We start from the raw sequence: 1,798 nt of genomic DNA, 5'->3' as shown, positions 1-1,798 counted from the left end.
CGGAGAGCGCGGGGTCGCTGCCGCCGGTGCCGGAGAAGCGCTTCTGGGGGGTGAGGTCCGTCTCGCCGTGGCGGAGCAGGAGGAACGTGGTGGGCGCCCCGAGGTCCGCGCCCCAACCCACCGCGGGGGTGGCGGACTTGCCGGTGCCGCCCTCGGCCCGTACGCCGGCGGCGCCTTCCCGGGCCCCGGCGCCGCCGGCTCCCGTACCGCCTGCCCCGGCTGCACCGGCTGCCTCCAGTTCCGCACGCGACGCCGCCGCGCTCCACTGCCCGCCGCGCTTGCCCGCGTCCATCGCCTCGTTCGCGAGCCGGTCCGCGTGCTTGTTCTTCTCCCGCGGGATCCACTCGTACGACACCTGCCCGGGCGGGAAGACCTCCCGCGCCTCGGCGGCCAGTTCGCGCATCCCGGGGTGCTTGATCTTCCAGCGGCCCGACATCTGCTCGACGACGAGCTTGGAGTCCATCCGCACCCGGACCTCCGCGTCCGGGTCGAGCCCGCGCGCCGCCCGCAGCCCGGCGATCAGCCCCCGGTACTCCGCGACGTTGTTGCTCGCCACCCCCACGTACGCCGCGTCCTCGGCCAGCACCGCGCCGTCCGCGCCGCGCACCACGGCGCCGTACCCCGCGGGCCCGGGATTCCCCCGCGAGCCTCCGTCCGCCTCGACGGTGAAGGCGCGCCGGCCCGGGCCCGGCATCAGAGGCCGGATTCGGGTGTACGGACCAGGATCCGGCGGCAGTTCTCGCACCGTACGACGGTGTCGGGGGCCGCGGCCCGTACCTCGTTGATCTCGGTGATGTTCAATTCCAGCCGGCAGCCCTCGCAGCGCCGCTGGTAGAGCCGGGCCGCGCCGACGCCGCCCTGCTGCTCGCGCAGCTTGTCGTAGAGCTTCAGCAGGTCGGCGGGGATCTCGCCGACGGCCTCCGCGCGCTCCTTGGTGACGGTGGCGGCCTCGGCGTCGATCCCGCCCACGGCCGCGTCGCGCCGCGCCGTGGCGTCCGTGATCTTGGCCTGAACCGACTCGACCCGGCCGGTCAGCTCCGCCACCCGCTCCTGCGCGGTCTCGCGGCGCTCCATGACCTCCAGGACCACGTCCTCCAGGTCGCTCTGCCGCCGGGCCAGCGAGGCGATCTCGCTCTGCAGGTTCTCCAGGTCCTTGGGCGAGGTCACCGCGCCGGAGTCCAGCCGCTGCTGGTCGCGCGCGGCGCGCTGGCGCACCTGGTCGACGTCCTTCTCGGCCTTGGTCTGCTCGCGCTCGGTGTCGCTCTCCTCGGTCTGCGCGGCGACCAGCAGGTCGCGGTGCTGGGCGAGGTCGGCCTCCAGGCCGGCGACCTCCTCGATTTCCGGGAGGGTGCGGCGGCGGTGCTGAAGCTGGGTGAGGCGGACGTCGAGGGCCTGGACGTCCAGCAGGCGGATCTGGTCGGCGGGCGCGGCGTTCAAGCTGGCTGCTCCGGGCTCGTAGGGGCAAGGCTGGTGTGGGGAGTGGGCGATCCCGCGGGGCGCGCGGCCGGGGCGGGGGTGTGCGTGGTCCAGGGGTCGGTCACGATACGCGACACCTGCGTGCGCAGACCCCATGCGTTCCGGTCCGAGATCGCGTCCAACTGCGCGGCGGCCTGCTCGCACCAGGGCCACTCCGTGGCCCAGTGGCCCGCGTCGATCAGGTACGGGCGGCCTTCGCCGGCGAGCGCGGCGTGCTGCTGCGCCTCGGAGACGGGGTGGTGGCGCAGGTCGGCGGTGACGTAGACGTCGACGCCCGCGGCGCGCACGGCGTCGAAGAGGCCGTCGCCCGAGCCGCCGCAGA

3 protein-coding genes are annotated in these 1,798 nt (G+C 75.0%); all 3 read right to left on the bottom strand.

From position 1 onward, the window contains the following. On the bottom strand, positions 1-694 hold a 694-nt coding region (locus tag H5J30_RS30860; protein ID WP_181790784.1), incomplete at its 3' end, for a reverse transcriptase-like protein. Then, a complete protein-coding gene (locus tag H5J30_RS30855; RefSeq protein WP_181790782.1) occupies positions 694-1,437 on the bottom strand; it encodes a zinc ribbon domain-containing protein in 744 nt (247 codons plus the stop codon). The genes H5J30_RS30855 and H5J30_RS30860, both read right to left, overlap by 1 nt. Then, a partial coding sequence (locus H5J30_RS30850) for a Nif3-like dinuclear metal center hexameric protein (protein WP_181790780.1) occupies positions 1,434-1,798 on the bottom strand: 365 nt, incomplete at its 5' end. The genes H5J30_RS30855 and H5J30_RS30850, both read right to left, overlap by 4 nt.

Origin of the sequence: Streptomyces phytophilus (assembly GCF_013870535.1) — a bacterium.
GTDB classification, from domain to species: Bacteria; Actinomycetota; Actinomycetes; order Streptomycetales; family Streptomycetaceae; genus Streptomyces; species Streptomyces phytophilus.
Note: the sequence above shows the minus strand (reverse complement) of the source record. Positions and strands in the feature narration are given on the sequence as shown.